1 protein-coding gene is annotated in these 1,643 nt (G+C 50.9%); it reads right to left on the reverse strand.

The window, feature by feature from the left end; translation table 11 throughout:
* Nucleotides 1–41: 41 nt before the first annotated feature.
* Nucleotides 42–1,643, reverse strand: a 1,602-nt coding sequence (locus tag Q4597_RS19660; RefSeq protein WP_303407801.1) for an IS1182 family transposase, incomplete at its 5' end; no start/stop codon positions are given.

Raw genomic sequence — 1,643 nt, forward strand, 5'->3', positions numbered from 1 at the left:
GGTAACCGTTGCACAAGCCATTAATCCGTCAAAAAACGGATTTATATAAGCCTCTTTACGGGGCTTTTTTTATGGCGGGTCAGAATCGAGGCACCAAATTTAGATGCTTTATGCAAGTCCCGAACAAGTATTGAAGCGCACTTTTTACCAAGGCTACAAAATCCAAGCCGTCCCGCCCCACTTTTGGAACGTTTCTGTTGGAACTTCAGGTACTTTTTAAGATTATAGGCCATGGCCGAGAGGTGCATCACCTTGTTCGCCTGTTCAAGTCCAATGGTATTTATCTTCCTCAGTCCCATGAACTGGGTCAGGGTACCGAAAACGGGCTCTACCGTACTCTGCCGCTTACCTTTCATATACCTGCCCTGTGGACTGTTCACCCGCTCTATGTTGCGTTCGTACTCCTCACGATAATAGGTGACCGAAAATTGTTTTTCGTTCACCTTGCCCAGACATGTGGATTTCAACGGGCAACCCTTACAGATCAGGCTCGATGCGCGGTACGCTTTCTTTTTCGTACCCGTACGGTGATCGTTGAATACCTTTCTGAACGGGATGACCTTTTCCTGTGGACAGATATAATGATCTTCGATTTCGTTATACGTAAAACCTGTGGGGCCGCCCTTGTACGTGCCATGGGGCGGAATGAAACTCTTTAGCCCGATTCCCTCTAGAAAGGCATAGTTCTCACCACTGCTATACCCGGTGTCCGCTACGCAGTTCTCCCAGACCAGGCCCTGCTTCCACAACCTTCTTTGCAGGCGTTTTACGATGTCGGGCAACTGTTGGTTGTCCTTCCCGTCCGCATGGTACGCCCTGATGTCCGTAATGACGTGGTGGGCCGTATCAACGCTCAATTGGCTCAGGTAGTTCAGCTTTCTGGCCTTGCCAGGTTTTACGCTGATCCTTGCATCGGGGTCCGTGGGGCTGTAATGTGTTTTGTTGCTCGTATACTTGGCCCCCTTGTTCTTCGCCCCCGGACGCTGGTCCTGGTCCTTCGCCCATTTTTTGTTCCTGCCCTTTATAGCCGCCAGTTCGTTCTTGCCCGCCGTAACGCTGCGCTGGCCTTTGTCCGACCTGTCGTCCTTGCTCTTGCGGTGCGGTCCCCCTTTGTCCATTGCGCTCAGGACACGTACCTTTCGCAGGTGTTCGTCCAGTTCCTCCTCCGGAACTTTCAGCTCCAAGGTGTCCATACTCGCATTGGCCTTCACCGGTGCGGAATCTATGGCCTGGGTATGGCCGCTCACCATGCCCTTCTCAACGCACATTCGTAAAACCTTGGTGAAGACTTCCTCGAATACACTTTCCGGGAACAGTTGGCGCGTACGGCTTATCGTACTGTGCCAGGGGAGCTCCTCGTCTATATCGTAACCTATGAAATAAAGGATGTCCAACCGCATAGAACAATGGGCCATAAGCTTGCGGTCGCTGATGATGTTCTCCAAGTAGCCAACAAGGCAAAGCTTGAAGAAGACCACGGGGTCTATGCTCTTTTGGCCGCTGTTCCCATAATAACCTTCCGTAAGACCGTAAAGGAACCGGAGTTCCAAAACCTCCTTTAACCGTCTGTAGAAATTGTTCCTCGGTATACGTTCGCTCAACTGGAAATGGGCGAACAGCTTTTCTTGATACTCCTTTTTTCC

The sequence above is a fragment of the Zobellia sp. 1_MG-2023 genome (assembly GCF_030549125.1).
Classification (GTDB): Bacteria; Bacteroidota; Bacteroidia; order Flavobacteriales; family Flavobacteriaceae; genus Zobellia; species Zobellia russellii.